We start from the raw sequence: 22,908 nt of genomic DNA, 5'->3' as shown, positions 1-22,908 counted from the left end.
CACGATTTGTTCGGACAGGAGGAGGTCTGATATGTCCCGTTTTCATCCCCTTGAGGTCATGGATATCCGTCGCGAAACGCGCGATGCCGTGGTTGTTACTTTGAAATCAAAAGAGGCCGCTGCTACGGTCTTTGCCTTTACACAGGGCCAATACCTAACGTTTCGCCGCGATTTTGAGGGGGAGGAATTGCGCCGTTCCTACTCGATCTGTTCTGGGCTTGACGAAGGATGCCTGAAGGTCGGCGTCAAGCGTGTCGATGGTGGCACCTTTTCCACATGGATGAACGAAGAACTCAAACTCGGCGACACCTTGGATGCGATGCCGCCGCAGGGCCGATTCTATACCCAGATCGAACCTGAGAAGGCCAAAGAGTACCTTGGTTTTGCTGGCGGGTCGGGGATCACTCCGGTTCTGTCGATCATCAAAACCGTGCTTGCGCGCGAACCAAAGGCCGCTTTCACCCTGGTCTATGCCAATCGGCAGGTTGGCTCGATCATGTTCCGCGAAGAGTTGGAAGATCTCAAAAACACCTACCTTGGCCGCTTTTCTGTGGTGCATATCCTTGAAAGTGAAGGTCAGGAAATCGACCTGTTCACCGGGCGCATCGACGCGGATAAAATGGATATGCTGTTCCGTCTTTGGATCGACGCCGACAGCATCGACACCGCCTTTATTTGTGGTCCAGAACCGATGATGCTGACCATCGCTGACAGCCTGCGCAAACAGGGCTTGAGCGACGCGCAAATTAAGTTCGAGCTGTTCGCCTCGGGACAGGGCGGGCGCGCCAAAAAACGGGCTGTGTCACACCGGACCGGGTCTGTGGGAAACACCTGTGACGTGTCAGTGACGCTCGATGGGGTGACGCGCAATTTCACGATGCCTAAAGACGGCACGGTCGTGTTGGACGCGGCACTCAGCAACAATATGGACGCGCCTTATGCGTGTAAGGCCGGCGTGTGTTCGACCTGCCGCGCCAAGGTGCTTGAGGGTGAGGTCGAGATGGAAATCAACCACGCGCTTGAGGATTACGAAGTGCGGGCCGGCTATGTCCTGTCGTGCCAATGTATTCCGCTCTCTGACAAGGTGGTGCTGAGCTATGACGAATGATCCTGATACCATGGACACTGGCGCCTATCTTGCCCGCGGGGGTCGCCTAAGCTCACCCGAAAATGTGGCCTCTCGCTATCGCGGGGAATTGCTGCGGTTGATGTCGTCCTTTGTGGACAGCGAACTGGCAGGTTCCGCCGGTTTCGCGGCGACGATCAACATGGCACCGGGGATCAAGGCGCGCATCGCAGCCAGCCGGATCACGTTGGAAAAGGCGGATCACGCCGAGCGGGTGCTTGATCTGATGGAGGCTTTTGGCACCGACAAAGTACTTTACGAAAAAGCGCACAACTGGGCCGCGCGGGTCAACCGGGAGAGTTCGCTGGAAGCCAAGCGTCATGGCGGCGATATGCGCCTGTCTGTGTTTCATTACCCTCTCACCGGCTGGACCGATGCCGTGGTGATGAATGTGCTGATGGGGCTCGCGACGGTGCACAGCCTCAAAGAGCTGTCTCACTGTTCATATCAGCCGCTGGCCGAGGTTTTGCACGACATCTTGCCCTGCGAACAACGGCATATGGCGCTGGGACTCGAAGCGCTTGAGCAGATCGCAACAGACGCCATAGAGCAGACCGTGGCACGGGCCTCTGTGGCGTATTGGATGCCGCGCGTGGCGGAGACCTTTGGTCCGGCGCAATCAGATCGTTTTGCACGGCTGTGCGAGATGGGGCTGCGCCGAACCGACAATGAAACCCTGCGGCAAGCGTGGCGGGCCGATGCCGAAACCCGGCTTGCGGCGTTGAAGCTGATATAAAGACAGACTGGAAGGACAAGGCAATGCTGGATACGGGACGCACCGCGCGACGGCTGGAAAGTTACGTGCAAGGGGCCTGGCGCTCAGGGCAGGGTGAGGGCAAACCGCTGGCCAATGCTGCCACGGGCGTGACACATGCTTTTATCGGTTCTGACGGGATCGATTTTGCCGGGGCGCTGGACTGGGGCCGCGACGTTGGCGGTGCCGCCTTGTGCGGCTATACGTTCCATGAACGCGCTCTGATGCTGAAAGCGGTCGCGCTCAAACTGATGGAACTGAAAGAAGAGTTTTATCAGGAGAATTTTGCCACTGGTGCCACGCGCAAGGACGGCTTTGTCGATATCGACGGCGGCATCGGTACTATGCTGGCCTTTGCCTCCAAGGCACGCCGTGAATTGCCCAACACCAAAGTCCTGCCCGAAGGTGACGTCGAGCAACTGTCCCGCGACGGCAGTTTTGTCGCGCAGCATATCCTGACCCCGCTGAGCGGCATCGCAATCCATATCAACGCCTTCAACTTTCCAGTCTGGGGCATGTTGGAAAAAATTGCGCCTGCGCTGATTGCCGGCGTGCCCTGTCTGGTCAAACCCGCCTCGCAGACCGCTTATCTGACCGAACTGGTGGTGCGCCGGATGCTCGAGACGGAGATCTTGCCCGAAGGCGCTTTGCAACTGATATGTGGATCGGTGGGTGATATGCTTGACCATATCACCGGACAGGATGCGGTGACCTTTACCGGATCAGCGGCGACCGGACATAAGCTCAAAGCACATCCAGCTGTGATTGCAAATTCCACCCGGTTCACCATGGAGGCCGACAGCCTGAACGCTGCGATTCTTGGCAGCGATGCAGGCCCAGACAGCCCCGAATTTGATCTGTTTGTGAAGGAAGCCGTGCGTGAGATGACCGTGAAAGCCGGGCAAAAATGCACCGCAATCCGACGCCTCATTGTCCCGAAAGCCCATGAGCAGGCCGTGATCGAGGCGATTTCGGCGCGGCTGGCCCAGACCAGCGTGGGTTTGCCCGAAGATGAGGCGGTCCGGATGGGGGCTTTGGCCTCGATTTCGGATCGGGATGGCGTGCGCGACAAAATTGCCGAAATTGCCCGTGAGGCCGAAATCGTCTGGGGCGCTCCGGGTGATGTGATATTGGTGTCGGGGGACGCCGAAAAGGGCGCGTTTCTCAATCCGGTGCTGATGCGCTGTGCCAATCCCCTGTCGGCGCGCGCCCCACATGATGTCGAAGCCTTTGGTCCCGTCGCGACCGTTATGGCCTATGAGGAGGCTGAGGAGGCCGTGACGCTGGCGCGGATGGGCAAAGGCTCCTTGGTGAGTTCCCTGTTCACCGACGATCTAAAGGTGGCGCAGAATGTGGCGCTTGGCCTGGCCCCATTTCATGGGCGGGTCATGCTGGGCAACCGCGCGTCGGCGAAATCTTCGACCGGACACGGCGCGCCACTGGCCCCGCTGGTGCATGGCGGTCCGGGACGCGCAGGCGGCGGCGAAGAAATGGGCGGCATGCGTGGGGTCAAACACTTTATGCAACGCACGGCCATTCAGGGTACGCCGCGGCTTTTGTCCGCAGTCACCGGACAGTGGCTTGAGGGCGCGGACACGCAAACGGGGGAACACCCGTTCCGCAAATCGTTGGCGGAGTTGCGGCTGGGCGAGCAGATTGTCACCGAGGCGCGTGTTGTTACCAAGGAAGACGTGGAACATTTCGCCGAGTTCACCGGCGACACCTTCTATGCTCACATGAACAGCGCCGCAGCCAAAGCGAACCCGTTCTTTGAGGATCGTGTGGCACATGGGTATTTGATCGCGTCCTTCGCGGCGGGGCTGTTTGTTGAACCCAACCCCGGCCCTGTGTTGGCGAACTATGGTGTCGACAACCTGCGATTTTTGACGCCGGTTTATTTTGGCGACAGTCTCCGGGTGCGATTGACGTGCAAAGAAATCAACCCGCGTGAGGCGGCGGTCTATGGCGAAGTGCGGTGGGACTGTCGCGTGACCAACCAGCGCGACGAAGTGGTTGCGCAATATGATGTGCTAACCATGGTCGCCAAAACCTGGCCCTTGCCGGAAGAAGTGTGATCCCCTTGGCACAGGTGTTTTCCTATGATGGCGTGGTGCCGGTGATCGACCCGCTGGCCTTTGTCCACCCAACGGCGGTGCTGGTGGGGGATGTGATCGTGGGGGCCGGCTGTTATGTCGGTCCCGGCGCAGTGCTGCGCGGGGATTACGGGCGGATCACGTTGCGGCCCGGATCGAATGTGCAGGAAACCTGTGTCGCCCATGCCTTTCCGGGGAAGGACGTTTTGGTCGAAGAACTTGGCCATATTGGTCACGGAGCTGTGCTGCATGGCTGTCGGATCGGGCCCAACGCCATGGTCGGGATGAATGCGGTGGTCATGGACGAGGCGGTGATCGGGGAGAACAGCATCTTAGGCGCGCTGGCATTCGTGAAGGCCGGGGCACTGATTCCGCCCAACTGCATGGCGGTTGCTCGCCGGCTCGCGTGGTTCGTGAGTTGACCGAAGTGGAAATTGATTGGAAACGTCGGGGCACCGGCGTCTATCAACAGCTTGCCCTGGAGGCCAAAGACAAACTCGCCTCCGCCACGCCCCTCTCCGAGGTTGAGCCGAATCGGCGTCGTGTGGCGGCACCGCGTTTTGATCCGCTGGTGTTGGAGCGCAAAGACTTTAGCGCACCGCCTTGACGCCCTCAAGCAGCAGAGTCGTTGCGATTTCAGCATAGTCTTCGCGGGCAATCGGGCCATCATCGCGAAACCACATATAGACCCAGTTCATCATACCAAAAAGCGACATGGTGACGGGCATCAAAAGCGGGCGCTCTGGACGATCAAGCTTGGGATGGATCTCACGGATGACGTTTGCAAAATAGGAAATGATCCGTCGCTCAAGCGTGGAAATTTTTTGCTTTTGCTCTTCTGAGAGCGCGGCTCCGGCGTTCAGCTGAACCTTATGCTGATCGTCCGCGCCCTTATAGGCCTGAATCACCGTTCTCACCAAGGTTTCCAGGCGCTTTTCCGGGACAAGCGATTCATCGTTGGCCTGAGCGAGGGCCGTCTCCAAAGCTTCCAAATGGGTGTGAATGATGGCAAAAATCAAGGCACTCTTGGAGGGGTAGTAATGATACAGCAAAGATTTTGAGACCCCCGCCGTTGAGGCGATCAGGGACATGGAGGCTTTCTCCATGCCTAGTGTGGCAAAAACATGAGCGGCATCCAACAAGAGGCTGGTTTGTTTTTCTTCAAAATCACTTGCGCGGGTCCTGGCCATAAGCAGAAAACTTCCTAGAAACGGGTAAGCAGGGGGTTCTTTACCCCCTGCTTACAGAGTTTGCAATTCATTGACCAGCCGGACGGGCAGTCAATTTTTACGGTTGTCTATAACCCGTTTGGCTTTGCCTTCTGAGCGGGCGATTTGCTCAGGATCCTGCACGTCGATCTTTGTGGATACCCCCACAACCGATTTGATGTGGTGAGCAAGCTCTTTGGCCGAAGCCTCGCGCGTGCTTTCATCACTTGAGCCGGGTGCACATTCGACATGGACCGTCAGAGTGTCCATCCGGCCGGCGCGGGTCAGCTCGATCTGGAAATGCGGGGACAAGCCTTTGCATTTCAGAATCTGCTCTTCGATCTGGGTTGGGAACACGTTCACGCCACGCAGGATGATCATATCGTCTGAGCGGCCCGTGATTTTTTCGATCCGGCGCATTGAGCGTGCCGTGCCTGGCAAGAGGCGGGTCAAGTCACCGGTCCGGTAGCGGACCATCGGCAAGCCTTCTTTGGTCAGCGTGGTGAACACAAGCTCCCCCATTTGACCATCGGGCAGCGTCTCCCCCGTCATCGGGTCAATAATTTCCGGGTAGAAATGGTCTTCCCATATGTGCAACCCATCTTTGCTCTCGACGCATTCCTGTGCCACGCCGGGCCCCATCACTTCGGACAGGCCATAGATGTCCACGGCATGCATATCAAACGCCTCTTCGATTTCCTCACGCATCGCGTTGGTCCACGGTTCAGCACCAAAAATGCCGATCTCAAGTGAGCTTTCGCGCGGGTCCAGACCTTGACGACGGAACTCATCGAGGATCGACAACATATAGGAAGGCGTGACCATGATAATGCGCGGCTTGAAATCATCAATCAACGTCACCTGACGTTCAGTCATGCCACCAGAGATCGGGACCACGGTACAGCCGAGGCGCTCCGCCCCGTAGTGCGCACCGATCCCGCCGGTGAACAGGCCATAGCCATAAGCATTGTGCAGCATATCGCCGGGACGTCCGCCCGCCGCGCGGATTGAGCGTGCGATCAGATTTGCCCAATGGTCGATGTCTGAGGCCGTGTAGCCGACCACGGTTGGTTTTCCGGTGGTGCCGGACGATCCATGGATACGCACCAACTTTGATTGCGGTACGGCAAACATGCCAAAGGGATAAGTGTCGCGCAGATCCTGCTTTTTGGTGAAGGGAAATTTGACGATATCTTCAAGAGACTTCAAATCTTCGGGGTGAACATCATATTCAATAAATCTGTTGCGGTAGAACGGTGAATTTTCGAACGCGTGTCTGAGAGACCGTTTCATCCTGTGAAATTGCAACGCAGAGATTTCATCGCGCGAGGCGATTTCGATTGGATCAAGGTCCTTGGGCGACGGTGTCAGATTTTGCATGGTTTCCTCCCTTGCAATGTCAGTGTGCGATCAAGTGTCGATCGACAGATGGGTGCCCTTGATGGTGCGAGAATGGCCGCGAAATTCGGCCACATGCGCGCCGTCTTGGTTGGTAATGCGAATATCGTAGAGGCCGGACCGTCCCCGTTGCGACACAGCACAGGCGGCAGCCGTCATCCGGTCGCCGATGCGCCCGGGGATGAGGTAGGTGATCGAACACTGCTGTGCCACAGCGATCTGATTGTAGCTATTACAGGCAAAAGCAAAGGCGCTGTCCGCCAAGGTAAAGAGATACCCACCATGGCAATTTCCATGACCGTTTGACATGGCTTTGGTGATGGTCATCGACAGCTTAGCCTTACCCGGGGCGATATGGTCAAGGGTCATACCGAGGCGTTGGCTGGCGGAATCGTCATTCCACATGACCTTGGCACAGGCCTCAGCCAGCGCCTGTGGCGACAGTTGCGTGACATCTGTCATGGGTCAGCGCCCCTTGAACGTCGGAGCGCGTTTTTCGAGGAAGGCGGTCACACCCTCGGCATAGTCCTCTGAGTACCCTGCTTCGCGTTGAAGGTCACGTTCACGGTCCAGATGAGTATCGAGGTCCGTGGTCGCGGCCTCTTGGATCACTCGCTTGGTCAGTCCGAGACCCAGCGTTGGTCCTGCCGCCAGCCGTCCGGCCAAAGCCGTAGCCTCCGCCAAAAGATCATCATCCTCCACCGCTTTCCAAATCAGACCCCAATCGGCCGCTGTCTCAGCCATGAGAGGCTCGGCCGTCATGGTCAAAGCTTTGGCTCGCGGTTCTCCGATGATGCGGGCCAAGGTCCAACTGCCACCGGCATCGGGGATGAGGCCAATCTTGGAAAAAGCCTGGATGAATTTGGCCGATTTCGCCGCCAGGACGATGTCGCAGGCAAAAGCGATATTCGCCCCGGCGCCGGCCGCCACACCGTTTACAGCACAGATGACGGGTTTTTCCAGGGCCCGGATCAAACGCAGGGTGGGATTGTAAAAGGTCTCGATCGTATGGCCGAGATCGGGTTTTGGGCCCCCTTTGCGGGGGTCCCGATCGCCAAGATCCTGTCCCGCACAAAACCCGCGACCCGCACCCGTCAAAAGCACAGCGCGTATCTCACTGTCCTCATGAGCGCGGGTGATTTGTGCGCGCAGGGCAAGATGCATTTCCTGGTTAAAGGAGTTCAATTTATCCGGACGGTTCAGTGTTAAGGTCAAAACACCGGCATCAAGCGACGCCAGCACGGTATCAGACATAGTATCAGATGTGATCATTCGGTTCCTCCCAGCCCCCTCCAGTGAGCGAATGAGATTTGTTGTTGCATAAACCGTCCGGTCGGTCAATAATGTGATTCAAGTTTTGGGAGGAACAATGCAAAACATGTTCGACCGCCACAGCGGATTGCTTGAGGACGCCCTGAGGGCGTTGGAGACGCGTGAATTCTGGACGCCTTTTCCCGAAATTCCCAGCGGTAAAATCTATGGCAACTCCGCGAGAGCAGAAGCCGACGCCGCCTTTGAGGCCCTGATAGGACAGGCCTTTGAAATACCCGGGCATCCTGAGACGGCCCGCGTTGGGGCAGAGATGTCCCCTTGGGGGAAGGATATGGCGATGTCCTATCCCACCACAGATGCCGCCGCATTCGTCATGGCGTCACAGGCCGTGACCGAGGCATTTGCCGAGGCTGGGCCTGAAGTGCGCGTGGGGGCTTTGCTTGAGGCATTGGTCCGCCTCAACAAAATGAGTTTCCTGCTTGGTCACGCGACCATGCACACAACCGGACAGGCCTTTGCCATGGCGTTTCAGGCAGGTGGACCCCACGCCCAAGATCGTGGACTTGAAGCCTTGGCCATGGCTTGGAGTGAGATGACCCGCAGCGCGACCCAAGCCACATGGACAAAGCCACAGGGCAAACATGCCCCCATCGTGATCGAAAAACAGTGGCATCTGATGCCGCGTGGCGTCTCTTTGACCATTGGCTGCAACACCTTTCCCACATGGAACAGCTATCCGGGCATTTTCGCCAGCCTTGCCACCGGAAACCCCGTGATCATCAAACCGCACCCCCGCGCCATTCTGCCGCTGGCCTTGACCGTCCGTGTTTTGCGTGAGGTATTTGCTGAAGCGGGATTGCCCCAAGATGCCGTGCTTCTAGCCTCAGATGCGCCCGGAGCGGAAATCACCAAAACCCTCGTGAGCCACCCGGATGTGAAAATCATCGACTACACGGGCTCCTCGGGCTTTGCCGATTGGATCCGCGCCAATGCCGGACCCGCACAGGTATTTACCGAAGAAACTGGAGTGAATTCGGTCACCATCACCGGAACAGATGATTTCAAAGGGATGTGCGCGAACCTCGCTTTTTCCCTGTCGCTTTACTCCGGTCAAATGTGCACCTCGCCGCAGAATATCTACATTCCTGAGGGTGGGATTGGGACCGACGAAGAGCCTAAAAGATTTGACGACGTTGTGGCCGGTATTGCCTCGGCCATCGACGCCCTGCTTGATGACCCGGACCGGGCGGCAGGTGTCTGTGGCACGATCATCAACTCTGCCACGTTTGAGCGCATAGGCCAGGCGCGCGCGGCGGGCCAGGTAATCCGTGAGAGCGGTGAGACCGGGCAGGGCCAGAGCGCAACGCCACTGATGATTGTGGTTGATGGCATACAGGGTCCGCAAGACGAGGAATGTTTCGGACCTGTGTCCTTTATCATCCCCTGTGCCGATGCTGCGGAAGCGATTTCCCGCGCGGCGGATGTGGCCAAACGCAAAGGGGCGATCACCGCTGCCCTCTATGCTCAGGACGACGCGCTGATTGATGCGGCCGCGAAAGCCTTTGCCAAGGCGGGCGTGAACCTTTCGGTGAATCTCACTGGCAACATTTACGTCAACCAATCGGCGGCATTTTCAGACTTTCACGTCACCGGCGCGAACCCGGCTGGCAATGCCAGCCTGACCGATGCCGCCTTTGTCGCGCCGCGTTTCCGGCGCGTCATGATCCGAAGGCCTAAAGCAGCCTAATCCAAGCTTTCAAAAAAGTTTAATGGGAGGAGAGACCATGAAAGCCAAAACCATACACACAACGGCATTGGCCACGCTCATCGCACTGGGTGCGACAGCATCACAGGCCGAAATTCGCCTCGGCGCCAGCCTGTCCGCGACCGGCCCTGCGGCATTTCTGGGCGACCCCCAGGCGAAAACGCTTGAGATGCTGGTCGAAAAACTGAACGCAAACGGCGGCATCAACGGCGAAGAAATTGAGTTGACGCTTTATGATGACGGTGGCGACCCAAACAAGGCGCGCACTTTTGCGACCCGTTTGGTCGAGGATGACGAGGTCGTGGCCATTATCGGCGGTTCGACCACCGGCACCACCATGTCGATCCTGTCGGTGGCCGATGACGAGGGCATCCCCTTTATCTCGCTCGCCGGTGCAATTTCGATCATTGATCCGGTGCGGGTCAACGTGTTCAAGACACCGCACACCGACCGCATGGCTTGTGAAAAGATATTTGCGGACATGACGGCGCAGGGCATCACCAACATCGGCATGATTTCGGGCACCGACGGTTTCGGGGCCTCCATGCAGGCGCAGTGTAAGGATGTTGCGGGCACCTATGGCATCACTGTTCTCGCCGACGAGACCTATGGCCCGCAGGACGCCGACGTGACGCCGCAATTGACCCGCATCCGCAATACCGAAGGGGTGCAGGCTGTTCTCAACCCAGGCTTTGGGCAAGGGCCCGCCATCGTCACCCGCAACGTTGCACAACTGGGCTTTGACATCCCGCTTTATGGAAGCCACGGCGTTGCATCGAATGCGTTCATTGAATTGGCCGGGCCTGAGGCCGCAGAAGGCGTACGTTTGCCGGGCACCGCACTTCTGATCGCGGATCTCTTGGCCGAAAATGACCCTCAATACGCGGTCGTCACCTCCTATATTTCGTCCTACAAAGCGAAATACGATCAGGATGTCTCGGCCTTTGGCGGTTATGCGCATGACGCCTTTGCGTTGATGACCGACGCGATGGCACGCGCGGGAAGTGATGACCCATCGGATATCCGCGATGCGCTTGAGGCAACCTCCGGCCTCGTTGGCACCACCGGCATTTATACTTTCTCTCCCGAGGATCATCTTGGCCTCGATCTCAGCGCTTTCCGGATGCTTGAGATCAAGGACGGTCGCTGGACCTCTGCTGATTGATCCATCCTCGCGGCCGGGGCCCACTCCGGCCGCACTCCTCATAACGCCACATTATTTCGGGAGCCCCAATGGACGCCCTGCTGCAATTCATATTCTCCGGCCTGACCGTGGGTGCTGTTTATGCACTTGTCGCGCTGGGATTCACAATCATCTATAATGCCTCCGACGTGGTCAATTTCGCCCAAGGCGAATTTGTCATGCTGGGCGGGATGATCACCGTCTTCGCCTTTGAGGCGGGTTTGCCCCTGCCGTTGGCCGCCGTGATCGCGGTTCTTGTCACTGCCGCGATTGGTGTGGCGCTGAACAAGCTGGCAATCGAACCCGCACGCGGCGCGCCCGTGGTGTCATTGATCATCATCACCATCGGAGCCTCAATCCTGATCCGTGGGGCCGCTCAGCTGGTCTTTGACAAACAATTGCACCGCTTTCCAAGCTTTTCAGGCGATGACCCGATTGCCATTTTTGGTGCAACAATCCTACCGCAAAGCCTGTGGGTGATCGGCGGGGCCATTGCGGTCTTTGTTGGCCTATGGCTGTTTTTCACCCATACGCTCACCGGCAAAGCGGTGCTGGCCACGGCCAACAATCGGCTCGCCGCCCAGCTTGTCGGGATCAACACCGGCTGGGTGATGACCCTGTCCTTCGGGCTATCTGCCGCCATTGGGGCGCTCGCAGGTGTGCTGGTCACACCGATCACGCTGGTGAGCTATGATGTGGGCGTTGCGCTCGCCCTCAAAGGCTTTGCCGCCGCCATGCTGGGCGGGATGGGCAACCCCAAAGGCGCGCTTCTGGGCGGGTTGCTTTTGGGTCTGTTTGAGGCTCTGACCGCCGGATATCTGAGTTCGCAATACAAGGACGCGATGGCCTTTATCGTTATCCTCGGGGTGCTCTTCGTCATGCCGCAAGGCATTTTCGGTAAAAAAACGACGGAGCGTGTATGATGACCTCCCGAAACAAATGGATTCAACTTGGGCTTTTGGCGGTTCTAATTGCTGTGCTGCCCGCCTTCTTTCCCTCGGGCTATTACTACCGGGTCGGCGCGCTGATTTTCGTCAATGCGCTGGCGGTGATCGGACTCGTCGTTCTCATCGGCTATGCGGGGCAAATCAGCCTTGGCCATGCTGGGTTTGCCGGGATAGGGGCCTATGCCTGTGCGCTTACCCCCGAACATCTCGGCCTGCATCCCGGCCTAGCTGTCATGTTGGGCGCGATGCTCTCCGCAGTCATGGCCGCGTTGATCGGCAAACCGATCCTGCGACTTAAGGGCTACTATCTGGCCGTTGCGACGCTGGGCTTTGGCATCCTTGTGTCGATGGTCCTGACCAATGAGCGGGCTTTGACCGGGGGACCGGACGGGATGGCCGTGGCCGATCTTGGTCTGCGTAGCCTGCTACGGGATATGGGATGGAAACTGTCTGGTGGCGAGTTCTGGTATATGTTCTCTGGCATCATCCTGTTGATCGGGGCTTGGATCGCGCTCAACCTGTTCGACAGCCCGACAGGCCGCGCCATGCGTGCACTGCATGGATCCGAAGTTGCGGCCGCGACCGTGGGCGTCGATGTGGCCAAACTGAAACTGCGCGCCTTTGTGATCTCGGCGGTTTATGCCTCGGTCGCAGGTTCGCTCTTGGCGCTGCAAAATCAATATGTCACCCCAGACGTGGCGGGCTTTCTGCATTCGGTCGAAATGGTTACCATGGCAGTGCTCGGTGGTGTCGGCTCTGTGCTTGGGGCGAGCCTCGGCGCCGTCATCCTGACGCTGCTGCCGCAGGTGCTCACTGTTTTTGCAGAATATGAACAACTTGTGCTGGGTGCGGTGATGATTGTCGTCATGATCTTTCTGCCACAGGGGCTTTTGCCCTCAATTGCACGTCGGCTACGGGGGACAGGTGAATGACCCTTTTGAACGTCAAGGGCCTTGGCATCAGCTTCGGCGGGCTGAAGGCTGTCAACGATGTGAGTTTTTCGGTGAAACCAGGTGAAATCGTTTCGGTTATCGGCCCGAACGGAGCAGGAAAAACCACGTTGTTTAATATGATCTCCGGTATTTATTTGCCGAGTATGGGATCTGTATCCCTGAGCGGTCAAGAGGTGACCGGAACACAGCCCAACAAGCTGGCCGAAATGGGCCTGTCGCGCACGTTTCAAAACTTGCAAATCTTCCAAGAGATGACCGTTCTTGATAATGTCCTGGCCGGTTATCACCTCCAAGAACGCGGGTCGGTCTGGGCCGATCTTCTGGCCTTGCCCTCCGTCAAACGGCGCGCAACTGAAGCCCGCGATGGTGCGCGCCAGCTGTTGCAACGGGTCCGATTGGACAAGGCCGCCGAACAAGAGGCGGTCAACCTGTCTTACGGCGCACTTAAGCGGCTCGAAATCGCCCGTGCGCTGGCGTTGAACCCCAAAATCCTGTTGCTCGATGAACCAGCGGCGGGGTGCAATGCCGTCGAGACCGAAGAAATTGACCATCTTATTGTGGAACTGGCCGCCTCCGGGATCGCCATTCTGCTCGTTGAACACGACATGAAAATGGTCATGCGCATCTCGACCCATATCGTCGTGCTGGACCATGGTGAAAAGATTGCAGAGGGCGATCCGGCGACCGTTTCGCGTAACCCGGACGTCATCGCCGCTTATCTTGGCACAGAAGAAGGGGAGGCCGCTCATGTTGACGGTTGAGGGCATGCGCTCACGTTACGGGCGCATCGAAGTACTGCACGGCGTCGATCTTGAGGTGAACTCCGGCGAGATTGTCACCGTCGTGGGAGCCAATGGGGCGGGCAAGACCACTTTGCTGAAATGTCTCTCCGGCACCCAGCCGGTGAGTGAGGGCAACATTGTCTTTCGCGGCGAAAGCTTTGCCTCCGTTCCGGCACATAAACGCTTGAGCCGTGGCCTCGCGCAATCGCCGGAGGGTCGACAGATCTTCACCAATCTCTCGGTCGAAGAGAACCTGCGCCTCGGCGCGTTCCTGTTCACCGATGATCGGGTGGAGCGGGACATGGAGGATGCGTACACCATGTTCCCCGCGCTCAAAGAAAAACGCAACCTTGCTGCAGGGGGCCTATCGGGTGGGCAACAACAAATGCTAGCCATTGCCCGCGCGCTGATGGGTCGGCCGCATTGCCTGTTGTTGGATGAGCCCTCGATGGGTTTGGCGCCACTTTTGGTTGCGCAAATTTTTGACGTGGTGAAATTGCTCAAGGAGCGGGCCGTGACAATCCTTCTGGTGGAACAAAACGCCTACGGCGCGCTGAAGATTGCCGACCGCGGCTATGTGATGGAAACGGGGCGGGTCACAATAACCGGTCCTGCCCCCGAACTGATCGCCGACCCCCGCATCCGCGAAGCTTATTTGGGACTATAATCATGACCGTACTGAGACTTCGCCACGAGGGTGAAATCGCCATTGTCACAGTTGATAGCCCGCCCGTAAATGCGCTGTCCGAAGCTGTCCGCAAAGGGCTGTGGGACATGGTCCCAACATTGGACGATGATCCTGCAGTCAAAGCCGTGGTGCTGATCTGCGCCGGCCGAACCTTTATCGCTGGCGCTGACGTGCGCGAGTTCGGCGCGCCGCCTGTTCCGCCGCATCTGCCCGATGTGGTGGCGCGGATCGAAGCCGCCACAAAGCCATGGGTGGCCGCAATCCATGGTGCGGCTCTGGGCGGCGGTCTTGAAGTGGCTATGGGCTGTCGTTTTCGCATCGCATTGGACGGCGCCAAGCTGGGACTGCCTGAGGTAACCTTAGGCGTTATTCCGGGCGCCTCGGGCACCGTGCGCACCCCGCGCCTTGTGAGTGTTTCGGCGGCCGTCGAATTGGTCACATCCGGCAAACCTTGGTCAGCGGCCAAAGCGCTTGGGGCCGGGTTGATTGATGCCGTGGTGGATAGCGATCTGGAAAACGCGGCCATCTCTTTTGCCCGTGAGTCGCTAAGCGCTTCCCAGCCACCGCCTGTCTCGGAACGCTTCATATCACCCATGCCTGAGGAATTCTGGGCCGAGGCCCGCAAATCTGCGGCCAAAGCCGGCCATCAGGCACCATTGCGCGCTCTGGACTGTCTGCGCTTTGCGACCGAGGCATCCTTCTCTGATGCTATGGCCAAGGAACGTGAGACGTTTCTCGATCTTCGCACTTCAGACGAGGCCGCCGCTTTGCGCCATGTTTTCTTCGCCGAACGTGCGGCACCGCGCCCGGTCACGCTAAAGGGCGTAGAACCGCGCCCGTTTGAAACGGTCGGTGTGATCGGTGGGGGAACCATGGGCGCAGGCATTGCGGCGGCCTGTCGCAATGCCGGAATGCGTATCATGCTTATCGAGCGTGACCATGCCGCCATGGCCCGCGGCCTTGCCAACATCGACAATGTGTTTGCCGCGGCCGTGAGACGGGGAAAACTCAGCGAAGAGAGCCGCACCCTAAAGATGGACGGGGTAACCGGATCCACGGAGTATGCGCAGCTTGCCGGGTGCGATCTGATAATCGAGGCCGTGTTCGAAGAAATCAACGTCAAGCGCGCGGTGTTCGCTCAGCTGGGTGAAGTGTGCGCGCCGAATGCAGTGCTGGCAACCAATACCTCCTATCTCGACCCACGCGAGATAGCCCAAGGCCTTCCCAACCCTGAGCGGTTCATCGGACTGCACTTTTTCAGCCCCGCCCATCTGATGCGGCTGCTCGAAATTGTACCGACACAGGATACGGCGAAAAATGTCCTGGCTACGGCATTTGCACTGGCCGGGCGGCTAAACAAGATTCCAGTGCAGGCGGGGATTTGCGAAGGCTTCATCGGAAACCGCATCCTCAAACGCTATCGTTCCGAAGCCGAGGCGCTCGTTGAAAACGGCGTGCCGATTTCCGAGATCGACCAAGCAATGCGCGCTTTTGGTTTGAAGATGGGACCATTCGAGGCCCAAGATCTGGGTGGCCTCGACATCGCTTTCTTACAGCGCGAGGGAGCGAGGGCTGCCGGCCAAGACGTGCCAGAGACTCTGAGTGACATCCTCGTCGGCGCGGGGCGCAAGGGGCAGAAGACCATGGGCGGATGGTACGACTACGTCGAAGGAAGTCGCGGCCCGAAGCCATCTTCAACAGTGTCCAAATTGCTGAAGTACCGGATCACCAGCGCGTATAGCCCGACGCATAAGGAAATCGCTGACAGGCTGATCGGGGCAATGGCCGCAGAGGGACAGATGATCTTAGACGAGGGTATCGCGCAGAATCCCGCCGATATCGACCTTGTTGAAATCCACGGCTATGGATTTCCGCGGTGGAAAGGTGGGCCAATGTGGTTTCGAGATGCGAGTCAGCATACCACAAGATAAGCCCCAGTTGTTCTATCTCTGGAAAATTTTTACATAGATATAATTATGAGATTTTTGGCTGACCCAAATTTCCGTGTAGAATTCGTCCTCTACAACCTCCCTGTGGGCGAATTCCTAGCGGCACCGGTTTTGCCGGTGCCGCCCTTTTCCGAAAGAACGATTGAACGGCCCATAATGTTTGCGAGACGGATCATCCCGTGACCTGCGTATCGGCAGGCATTCCATTCCGGCGATCTCGCGCCGTTCCAAGAATTCTTCTCTACAGCTCCAAATGTAACATATATCGCGTGGCGATATTTCGCGCACCATGTCCGTCTCAGCGGCATGAACTTGCGGGACCGTGTAGCACTGAACATCCAGGACTTGAGACGCGCCCGCGGCCTCAGCCAGGAGGAGCTTGCTCATCGGGCCGACGTGAGCCGCGGCCATATGGGCAAGGTCGAGAACGCCAAGTTCGCGGCCTCCCTCGATCTTCTCGAACGCATCGCCAAGGCGCTCAATGTCGATCCCGTCGAGCTTTTTGTGAAGCGCTAGTCCGTTTCCTCCGGGTTTGATCCCCCCCAACACGAAAGACAAAACGGCAAGAACAGTACGAGTGGCGCGGATTTATGACGAAAAGAAAGACAGGTTGCCCCTTTCAGGAAGGGTTTATCATCGACGGAACGCAGAAAACCCATGTGTTCACCGACTACCGTTGGGACGATGGATCCGTGAGTCGGCGCCACTTTGTCGACCCAGACAGCTACGACGTTACGCGTGTCATTGTGCGACCGTTTTCACTCAAGATGCCCAATAACGAAGATCAGTAGGAGAACCACTCTGAGTGGCCCATGTTGCCCTCATAGTCCCCGTATTCGACCAAGACGCCTCGGGTGTAGAACTCACCACGACCGCGTGACGGAAACTTCACCACCTGCCCACCCTCAGAAATGAATGTTTCCGACCAAGGCCTGTCCGCGCCGCTGACTCGTTGAATGTATCGGCAGATCCGGTTCTCGCGATCGCATGACTTGATGGACCATCTCCACTTCCGACCGTCGTCGCGCGCCTCATACGACTGCCCGGTGAACCAGATCACATGGGTGCGGTTAAGCCATTCGTATTCCGGTAGATTGGTGTCGAGTTCCCCCTCTCCGCCGGGCCCACCCAGATCGACCGGCACATGGGCGAAAGTGCAGACCCCGAAGGGCGGCAGGCTCGGCCAGGGCGTGATCCGGCGAATCATCGTGCGATAGGCGCGCGCGCAGACAGCGCTCGGGGGGAACCCGCCGGCCATGCAGAGCATGATGGCGCAGTCGATGTCATAGGCCCGCGCCTCGTCCGGCACCCCAAGAGCCCCAAACACCCCGATAATCGCCGCCATCGCTTGCCGTTTCATGTCGCTCTCCCGCAAAAGTTGCGGCAACTATCGTGCAATCTGTATTTTTCTGCAATATGTCGTATTGACTCCATATGACTTTATGGCCTTACTGTCATCCAGTAGAAGGGCTCTCATGGGGAGAGTCCGAACATGCCGATAGCGCGCAACCAGATCCTGATCACCATCGATGGTGTCAAAGACTTGTCCGAAAAGGGCATCGCGTTCCGCTGCCGGTATGAACTCGTGGGGTTCACGGACGATGGCAAGCCGCGCTACCAGTGCATCTACCTTCGGATCGGCGAACCGGAAGCCATTCTGGTCTCGACCCGGATCACCCCACACGGGCCTGAGCCGCGGTATTTCAACATATGGCCGGGTCTCTTCAAGCATCATCTCGAGTTCGGTGACGGGCGCGATCTGCGCTTTGGTCCTGACTACAGCATCTCCCTCGAGGAGCGCGGCTGACGTCATCGCCTTCGGCCGCGACGGCACGGCCCGGACCTACGGTTGGACCTTCCACGGCGAGCGGCCTGCTTGGGCTGGTCTGGATGATAGCACTGAAGCCGATGTTGTTCTGGCCTCGCTGGACGCCACGCCGCCTTCCAGTGACAGCGGAATCCTTGCTCTAATCCGCGCCACCGCAGATCGCCACCAAGAGAACCGCGCCCTGCGCAAGGTTGGTCTGGATGCTGATGACTGGCAGGTCTTGTTCCGCGCCCTGGTCGAGGCCGAAAGCAGCTATAACCCGACCGCCGTCAGCCCCAAGGGCGCTTATGGTTTGGGCCAGCTGATGCCAGACACAGCCCGTGCGCTCGGCGTCGATCCGCGCGACCCGTCCCAGAACCTCGACGGCGCAGCGCGCTATCTGCTCGCGCAGCTCGCCATGTTCAAGGACATCGACCTGGCGCTTGCGGCCTACAATGCCGGGCCGCACCGGGTGGTCGCGTATTCCGGCATCCCGCCCTTCAGCGAGACCCGCGACTATATTGCGCGCATCCACCGGAACAGGTCCCGGCTGGCGGGTACGCCTGTTTCCGCGCCGGACATCCGTGTCGCGGACCGGGTGCCTACTCGCGCGCCCGTCCTCATCGAACTTCAGTAAAACAAGGGAACTTCGCATGCTTCGACATCGCCTCAGCCGCCTCTTGCCTGTCGCCACAACCCTGGCGGTTTTCGCAACGCCCACCCTCGCCCAAGACTTGTCACCCATCCAGACCATGCTGGAGACCGTCGAGGCCGCGCTGACCGGCCCCATCGGGATCGCGGTCGCCACGCTTGCCGTCATCGGCACCGGTTTCATGTGCATGATGGGACGGCTGAACTGGGGCTGGTTCGCGTCCGTGATAATCGGGATCGTGCTGATCTTCTCGGCGGGGACGATTGTGGATGGGTTCTCGTGATGAGCTGGAAAGCACTGTGCGTGTTTCGCAAGAAGGCATCCTTCGGTGGGTCCGAACGCGTTGTACTGCGCAAACGCTGCCTCGGACCCGCCTTCGGATACTCTTTTCTTGCTGAGCGAAACACGCACTAAATGGCCCAACAATCCCCCCTCTTTCTGGGTCTCGCCCGTCCGCCCAAGTATCTGGGTCTCCCCGTCGGATACCTCGTGGTGCTGGCAAGCGGGGTCGTTCTGCCGTTCATCTGGACGAAGTCGATGGTCTTCTTCCTGATTGGTCTGGTCGCCTATCCGATCCTCTGGTTCGTCGCTGACCGGGAGCCGCATTTCTTCGAGGTGCTGCGCGTTTCCTACGGCTCAGTCCGCCCGACGAAGAACCGAAAGCTGCACGGAGGCGACAGCTTTGGCGCTTGATGCAGGCACGCTTTCCACTGTTGGGCCCGCCCTGCGTCAAGCAGGCGGCGGTGACTTCGCGCGCGAAAGCTATCTCGCGGAGCACCTGCCGTACTTCGCCTTCGCCGATGACGATGTGATGGTGCTGCGCGAGGGGGACCTCATGGCGACCCTGCGCCTCAACGGGCTCAATCCGATGACCAGTGAGGACGCCCGGCTCGATGCGCTCAAACGCGCGGTCGCGGCCATCGTCGCCCAGACCGGCAACGCCTTCGGCTTCTACATCCACCGGATCTCAGTCCCGCAGGATCTCGGCATGCGCCCCATCGAAGGGGGCAGCTTCGCCGCCGCGATCGATGCGCGTTGGCAGGCCCATGTCAAAGACCTGCGCCCGGCCAAGCGACAGCTCTATCTCAGCGTCATCCGGCGCCCAGACATCTCCGCGCGCATTCCGCTCCTTCGGGCGCTGGCCCGCAAGGCCTGGGTCAAGGACCGCGCGACCCGGATGCAGGAGCTGAATGAGGTCATGGGCTTCTTCGAGGTGGCGCTTGCCTCGGCCAATCCCGTCAGGCTCACGAAGTCGGGCGGTGAATGGCTAGGCTATCTCAACACGCTGAACGCAGGCAGCTTCTCCCCCATCGCCTTCGGGCAAAGCGCCCTGCCCCTCTCGCACACGCTGAGCAATTGCCGCGCGACCTTTGACGGCGATGTCGTCACCCTGACCGATGCCGTGACCGGCCGGGTCAAATACGGCGCGCTCTTTTCCATGAAGACCTATCCGGCACTCACGGACGTCACACTGCTCGATGCGCTCGACCTGCCGCTCGACATCGTTCTGACGAATTCCTTCAGCCCGATCCCGAACAACATCATGGCCGAACGAATCCAGCGCATCATCCGCCAGATGCAGGCTTCCGACGATGCCGCCGTCTCTCTGCGGGAACAACTGGGCCAGGCCGCCGATGACCAGGAAGCAGGCCGCATCGCCTTCGGCGACCATCACCTTTCCATCGCGGTCTACGCGCCGGATCGCGAAATGCTCGAACGCGCCGCCGCCCAGATCAAGCGCGTGGGCCAGGAAATCATGTCTGTGATCGTGCGCGAGAACATGGCGTTGAAAGCCACCTACTTCGCGCAGCCGCCCGGCAACTTCGGCTACCGCGCCCGCAAGACGCCGATCTCCTCGATCAACTTCGCGGATTTCGCGGCACTGCACGGCAGTGTCGAAGGCCGTGGGCCGGATCAGTCGCCCTGGGGCCAGACCATCTCGGTCCTGCCGACGGTCGGCACCTCGTGCTATCGGTTCAACTTCCATGAGACGGGCAGCCCGGGCAAGGAACCCACTGTCGGTCATACGCTTGTGCTGGGACGCACCGGGACCGGCAAGACGCTCACCGCAGCTTTTCTCGCAGCGCAGGCGCAACGGGTCGGTGCGCGGCTTTTCTTTTTTGACAAGGATCGCGGGCTCGAAATGGCCGTCCGCGCCCTTGGCGGCCGCTACAACGAAATCCGCGCTGGCGTGCCGACGGGCCTCAATCCGCTGATGACCGAGATCGATGAGCGCGGCCGCGCCTGGCTCTCGGACTGGCTCTCGACACTTCTCACAAGGGGCGGAAATCTCACGGGCGAGCAGTCGCGCCATATCCAGAGCGCCGTTACGCAGAACGCCTATGCAGGTAGTGCGCTGCAGAAGTTTTCAAGTTTCGAGACCCTGTTCCAGTCGCTCGACGACGATGGCGAATTGCAAGCCCGTGTCGCCGAATGGGCCCCAGGCGGGCGCTATGGCTGGGTTTTCGACGAGCCCGAGCGCGGCGCGGGCCTCAAGCTCACGGGCGATATCGTCGGGTTTGACATGACCGAAATCCTCGACATGACGACCGAACGCATGGCGGTGCTCTCTTATATCTTCCGCCAGATCGAACGCGTGGTTGAGGATCGCCGCCCCACCATCATCGTGCTCGACGAGGCCTGGAAGCTCCTCGACGATCCGTATTTCGGGGCGCGGCTGGAAAACTGGCTGGTCACACTTCGAAAGATGAACTGCGTTGTGATCATGATGACGCAGTATCCGAGCCAGCTGCGCGACAGCCGCGTTGGCAAGACCATCGTCGAGACGGTCCCGACCCAGATCCTCTTCCCGAACGACCGCGCCACGATCTCGGATTACGACTTCCTGCGCGTGAACGCCAAGGAAGCAGCGCTTCTCGTCCAGCCCACCATCGGCCAGCGCATCGCGCTCGTCCGCTCGGCGGGTGACAGCGTCTTCGTCGATACCGATCTCTCCGCGCTCGGCGACCTCCTCCCCATCCTTGGTGGTGGCGCCACCGGCGAGGCCCGTGTGCCCGCCGATTGGCGCGCCAATCCCGATTTCTGGAGACATGTGATATGAGTTTGAAACCCCTTCTCGCGCTTTGCGCCGCCGCAGGCCTTCTCACGGCTTGCGAGAAATACACCGAGAAAACCTCGCCCTGCTTCGGACGCAACGGCGAGCCGCAGGTGACGCGGTCCGCGCTTTCGGTCTCTACCATGGGCGCTCCGGTTCAACAGGCGGCCAAACCTGACTGCACATTCGAACCCCTGCCCCGTCCGGAATGAGCCGCGCCGCGATCATATCCACCGGGTTCTGCCTTGGCCTTGGTGCCCTGCCCGCGCTCGCCCAGGGCGTGCCGACGCAGGACAATTCCGCGATCGGCCGCGCCGTAGCAAAGGTGACAGCGCTCGCCGAGGATCTGGGCGTTCAGCAGGACAAGGAGCGGACCGAGTCCACGCTGGCCGATGTCCAGGCCGACCAGCTCCGCGTCCTCAAGGAGATGACGGCGGCCATCACCGGCCCCGGCTTCGATATCCGCGCGCTCGAGGGCAATGCGGATTTCGGAGTGGCGGCGGTCTATCCCAATACCGACCCAAGCCCAATGAACAGCCGCCTTTTCGGCGAGGGCCGCGAGACGGTCGAGATGATGATCGTCGAGGTAGCGGGCGAGTTCGCAGGCGCCCCCGGTGTGGCCCGCGCAGGTCTCTCGGCCACCCAGTGGCGCTGCCTTTTCCAGGCCCTGATCAAGCAAGAGAGCCGCTTCAACGTGACCGCCGAAAGCCCAGTCGGGGCCTATGGACTGACCCAGCTCATGCCCGGCACCGCCTCGGATCTCGGCGTCGACCGCTATGACGTGAAAGACAACCTGCGCGGCGGCGCGCGCTACATCACCACCCAACTCAACCGTTTCGGCAACATCCCCCACGCGCTCGCGGCCTATAACGCGGGACCGGGACGGGTCATCGAATATGGCGGCGTGCCGCCCTTTGCCGAGACGCAAGGCTACGTGCGCAACATATCCAAGTTCTACAACGAATACCTCGCCGTCGTGGGCGGGGCCGATGCGCTCGGCACGCTCTCACCCTCGGACTTTGCGCTCGCCGAATATGCCAGCATCTCCGAGGCCGGCGTCTATTACGCCGTCGACAGCTCCGCCACCACAGAGCAGGTGATCAATCGCCTGCGGGCGATCATCCTGCAGATCGACGCGCAACCCAATGCCAAGGCGGCCTGGGAGCTCAACACCTACGCCAAGGCCGAGATCGGTCGCATCCTCAACCTCCGCGTCCGGCTGATGGCGGCAAACCAGCAACGTGAGGCGGCCTATGCGCAGCACCTCGTCGCCGAC

Annotated in this window: 25 protein-coding genes; 20 read left to right on the top strand and 5 right to left on the bottom strand. The window is 59.4% G+C overall.

Going from position 1 to position 22,908, the window contains the following annotated elements; all coding sequences use genetic code 11:
- Positions 1 to 31 precede the first annotated feature (31 nt).
- From paaE to C8029_RS22565, 5 genes are read left to right on the top strand one after another with little or no spacing between them, the layout of a single operon-like run.
- Entirely contained in the window at positions 32 to 1,108 is a 1,077-nt protein-coding gene (gene paaE, locus C8029_RS19520; RefSeq protein ID WP_107722922.1) for a 1,2-phenylacetyl-CoA epoxidase subunit PaaE, read from the top strand.
- Positions 1,098 to 1,862, top strand: a complete 765-nt coding sequence (locus C8029_RS19515) for a Phenylacetic acid catabolic protein (protein WP_107722921.1) — start codon at positions 1,098 to 1,100, stop codon at positions 1,860 to 1,862. Before paaE ends, C8029_RS19515 begins: the two co-directional genes overlap by 11 nt.
- 23 nt (positions 1,863 to 1,885) lie before the next feature.
- Positions 1,886 to 3,955: a phenylacetic acid degradation bifunctional protein PaaZ gene (paaZ, locus tag C8029_RS19510; protein ID WP_152003546.1), complete on the top strand. Its 2,070-nt coding sequence runs from the start codon at positions 1,886 to 1,888 to the stop codon at positions 3,953 to 3,955.
- A 14-nt stretch (positions 3,956 to 3,969) separates the two neighbouring features.
- Positions 3,970 to 4,395, top strand: coding sequence for an LbetaH domain-containing protein (locus C8029_RS19505; protein ID WP_226946404.1), 426 nt, complete (start codon positions 3,970 to 3,972; stop codon positions 4,393 to 4,395).
- Positions 4,392 to 4,580 carry a hypothetical protein gene (locus C8029_RS22565; protein WP_226946401.1) on the top strand — a complete coding sequence of 63 codons (189 nt, stop codon included), beginning with the start codon at positions 4,392 to 4,394 and terminating at the stop codon, positions 4,578 to 4,580. The genes C8029_RS19505 and C8029_RS22565 overlap by 4 nt, the downstream gene beginning before the upstream one ends.
- Here the strand turns inward: C8029_RS22565 and C8029_RS19500 are convergent.
- From C8029_RS19500 to paaG, 4 genes are all read right to left on the bottom strand, one after another.
- Entirely contained in the window at positions 4,564 to 5,163 is a 600-nt protein-coding gene (locus C8029_RS19500; RefSeq protein ID WP_107722919.1) for a TetR/AcrR family transcriptional regulator, read from the bottom strand. The two genes, C8029_RS22565 and C8029_RS19500, sit on opposite strands and share 17 nt — an antisense overlap.
- A gap of 90 nt (positions 5,164 to 5,253) precedes the next feature.
- The gene (gene paaK, locus C8029_RS19495; protein ID WP_107722918.1) at positions 5,254 to 6,561 is read right to left on the bottom strand and encodes a phenylacetate--CoA ligase PaaK; all 1,308 of its coding nucleotides are present in this window, start codon (positions 6,559 to 6,561) and stop codon (positions 5,254 to 5,256) included.
- A 30-nt stretch (positions 6,562 to 6,591) separates the two neighbouring features.
- Complete coding sequence (gene paaI, locus C8029_RS19490; RefSeq protein WP_107722917.1) at positions 6,592 to 7,041, bottom strand: hydroxyphenylacetyl-CoA thioesterase PaaI; 450 nt, start codon at positions 7,039 to 7,041, stop codon at positions 6,592 to 6,594.
- A gap of 3 nt (positions 7,042 to 7,044) precedes the next feature.
- Complete coding sequence (gene paaG / locus C8029_RS19485; RefSeq protein ID WP_107722940.1) at positions 7,045 to 7,833, bottom strand: 2-(1,2-epoxy-1,2-dihydrophenyl)acetyl-CoA isomerase PaaG; 789 nt, start codon at positions 7,831 to 7,833, stop codon at positions 7,045 to 7,047.
- 115 nt (positions 7,834 to 7,948) lie between these two features.
- Here paaG and paaN point away from each other — a divergent pair, with 115 nt between their 5' ends.
- From paaN to C8029_RS19445, 8 genes are all read left to right on the top strand, one after another.
- A complete protein-coding gene (gene paaN, locus C8029_RS19480) occupies positions 7,949 to 9,598 on the top strand; it encodes a phenylacetic acid degradation protein PaaN (protein ID WP_107722916.1) in 1,650 nt (549 codons plus the stop codon).
- A 37-nt stretch (positions 9,599 to 9,635) separates the two neighbouring features.
- A complete protein-coding gene (locus tag C8029_RS19475; protein WP_107722915.1) occupies positions 9,636 to 10,781 on the top strand; it encodes an ABC transporter substrate-binding protein in 1,146 nt (381 codons plus the stop codon).
- A gap of 68 nt (positions 10,782 to 10,849) precedes the next feature.
- Positions 10,850 to 11,722 carry a branched-chain amino acid ABC transporter permease gene (locus C8029_RS19470; protein ID WP_107722914.1) on the top strand — a complete coding sequence of 291 codons (873 nt, stop codon included), beginning with the start codon at positions 10,850 to 10,852 and terminating at the stop codon, positions 11,720 to 11,722.
- On the top strand, positions 11,722 to 12,678 hold the full coding sequence (locus C8029_RS19465) for a branched-chain amino acid ABC transporter permease (protein WP_107722939.1): 957 nt from the start codon (positions 11,722 to 11,724) through the stop codon (positions 12,676 to 12,678). The genes C8029_RS19470 and C8029_RS19465 overlap by 1 nt, the downstream gene beginning before the upstream one ends.
- Positions 12,675 to 13,460, top strand: a complete 786-nt coding sequence (locus tag C8029_RS19460; RefSeq protein ID WP_107722913.1) for an ABC transporter ATP-binding protein — start codon at positions 12,675 to 12,677, stop codon at positions 13,458 to 13,460. Before C8029_RS19465 ends, C8029_RS19460 begins: the two co-directional genes overlap by 4 nt.
- Positions 13,447 to 14,148 (top strand): ABC transporter ATP-binding protein, encoded by a 702-nt coding sequence (locus C8029_RS19455; RefSeq protein WP_152003545.1) that lies wholly within the window; start codon positions 13,447 to 13,449, stop codon positions 14,146 to 14,148. The genes C8029_RS19460 and C8029_RS19455 overlap by 14 nt, the downstream gene beginning before the upstream one ends.
- A 2-nt stretch (positions 14,149 to 14,150) precedes the next feature.
- On the top strand, positions 14,151 to 16,100 hold the full coding sequence (locus tag C8029_RS19450) for a 3-hydroxyacyl-CoA dehydrogenase NAD-binding domain-containing protein (protein WP_107722912.1): 1,950 nt from the start codon (positions 14,151 to 14,153) through the stop codon (positions 16,098 to 16,100).
- A 324-nt stretch (positions 16,101 to 16,424) separates the two neighbouring features.
- Complete coding sequence (locus C8029_RS19445; protein ID WP_107722911.1) at positions 16,425 to 16,634, top strand: helix-turn-helix domain-containing protein; 210 nt, start codon at positions 16,425 to 16,427, stop codon at positions 16,632 to 16,634.
- A gap of 268 nt (positions 16,635 to 16,902) precedes the next feature.
- Here C8029_RS19445 and C8029_RS19435 read toward each other — a convergent pair whose 3' ends face one another.
- Positions 16,903 to 17,478 (bottom strand): hypothetical protein, encoded by a 576-nt coding sequence (locus C8029_RS19435; protein ID WP_152003544.1) that lies wholly within the window; start codon positions 17,476 to 17,478, stop codon positions 16,903 to 16,905.
- 132 nt (positions 17,479 to 17,610) lie between these two features.
- On the opposite strand from C8029_RS19435, the gene C8029_RS19430 reads away from it, so the two are divergent.
- The 7 genes from C8029_RS19430 to C8029_RS19400 all read left to right on the top strand — a co-directional run.
- Positions 17,611 to 17,925, top strand: a complete 315-nt coding sequence (locus tag C8029_RS19430) for a hypothetical protein (protein ID WP_152003543.1) — start codon at positions 17,611 to 17,613, stop codon at positions 17,923 to 17,925.
- Positions 17,885 to 18,562, top strand: coding sequence for a lytic transglycosylase domain-containing protein (locus tag C8029_RS19425; protein ID WP_502707614.1), 678 nt, complete (start codon positions 17,885 to 17,887; stop codon positions 18,560 to 18,562). Before C8029_RS19430 ends, C8029_RS19425 begins: the two co-directional genes overlap by 41 nt.
- 16 nt (positions 18,563 to 18,578) lie before the next feature.
- Positions 18,579 to 18,860 (top strand): TrbC/VirB2 family protein, encoded by a 282-nt coding sequence (locus C8029_RS19420; protein WP_152003542.1) that lies wholly within the window; start codon positions 18,579 to 18,581, stop codon positions 18,858 to 18,860.
- Positions 18,861 to 18,991: 131 nt separating this feature from the next.
- Positions 18,992 to 19,270 carry a VirB3 family type IV secretion system protein gene (locus C8029_RS19415; RefSeq protein ID WP_090271086.1) on the top strand — a complete coding sequence of 93 codons (279 nt, stop codon included), beginning with the start codon at positions 18,992 to 18,994 and terminating at the stop codon, positions 19,268 to 19,270.
- Positions 19,260 to 21,638, top strand: a complete 2,379-nt coding sequence (locus tag C8029_RS19410; RefSeq protein WP_152003541.1) for a VirB4 family type IV secretion/conjugal transfer ATPase — start codon at positions 19,260 to 19,262, stop codon at positions 21,636 to 21,638. Before C8029_RS19415 ends, C8029_RS19410 begins: the two co-directional genes overlap by 11 nt.
- Positions 21,635 to 21,844: a hypothetical protein gene (locus tag C8029_RS19405; protein WP_152003540.1), complete on the top strand. Its 210-nt coding sequence runs from the start codon at positions 21,635 to 21,637 to the stop codon at positions 21,842 to 21,844. The genes C8029_RS19410 and C8029_RS19405 overlap by 4 nt, the downstream gene beginning before the upstream one ends.
- The coding region (locus C8029_RS19400) for a transglycosylase SLT domain-containing protein (protein ID WP_152003539.1) at positions 21,841 to 22,908 on the top strand (1,068 nt) is incomplete at its 3' end. The genes C8029_RS19405 and C8029_RS19400, both read left to right, overlap by 4 nt.

The organism is Roseobacter sp. TSBP12 (genome assembly GCF_009129705.1).
GTDB lineage: Bacteria > Pseudomonadota > Alphaproteobacteria > Rhodobacterales > Rhodobacteraceae > Celeribacter > Celeribacter baekdonensis_A.
Note: the sequence above shows the minus strand (reverse complement) of the source record. Positions and strands in the feature narration are given on the sequence as shown.